The sequence below is a fragment of the Thalassotalea sp. G20_0 genome, from assembly GCF_017744175.1.
GTDB lineage: Bacteria > Pseudomonadota > Gammaproteobacteria > Pseudomonadales > Endozoicomonadaceae > Endozoicomonas.
The window spans coordinates 1-759 of sequence record NZ_JAGHQV010000337.1 but is presented as its reverse complement, the minus strand read 5'-3'; the positions used below and the strand labels follow the sequence as shown (position 1 = coordinate 759).

Genomic DNA, 759 nt, shown 5'->3' with positions numbered 1-759 from the left:
TGCCTGCTGATGCCGTAGAATAGTCTATTTTTTATATTTTCCATGAATTAATGAAATATAATTATGGACAGAAGCGGTGCTGGTATAAGTTGGAAATACACAACTTCAGGTAATGATTACAAACAATCAGACGTTCATGCCAGTGCTTCAGGGAGTGGGCAATACAGGCATGGCACAGTCAGAAAGGTGAATGTGCCACCGTCCTATATCCAGAAGCGTAATGAATGTCACCCTGCTTCTGACGCCTGCTCTGCTAACCATCCACCAGGACATTCAATAAAACCTGTTCATGGTTTTAATGCTCTCATTACACCAGAAAAAATGGATTGGCTGGTGAGGGTATCTGCTCGTTATGGTGATCACTATGAAGGTAAAACACACAGTCAATTTGCCTGTTCAATCAAACAATACACATCAAGGGCAAAACGACCATTAAATCATAGTGAACAACGCCAACTGATACCATTGTTGCACGATTTTAAAGTGACACCGGGGTGGACCTGGCGAAGCCTGACAACAACGCTTCATTCATTTACTTCAGCGGATGTTTTGACCCCTCATAAATACATGAATAAGGGGGATAGGGAAAACCAAGCCGCTTTACTGTCAACTTTACTTGATGCAGTAATATATAAGTGCAACCAAAAACCTGAAGCCAGGGATATTGATGTACAAGGTATCAGCAACCTGCTGTGGGCCGTGGCAAAACTGGTGGACAATGGGCTGGAGCTTGAGAAGACACCGAAGCTGAAAGAGGCC

Annotated in this window: 1 protein-coding gene; it reads left to right on the top strand. The window is 43.3% G+C overall.

Annotation, left to right across the window (positions count from 1 at the left end):
- Positions 1–63 precede the first annotated feature (63 nt).
- Positions 64–759, top strand: a 696-nt coding sequence (locus J7438_RS26380; protein WP_209278994.1) for a hypothetical protein, incomplete at its 3' end; no start/stop codon positions are given.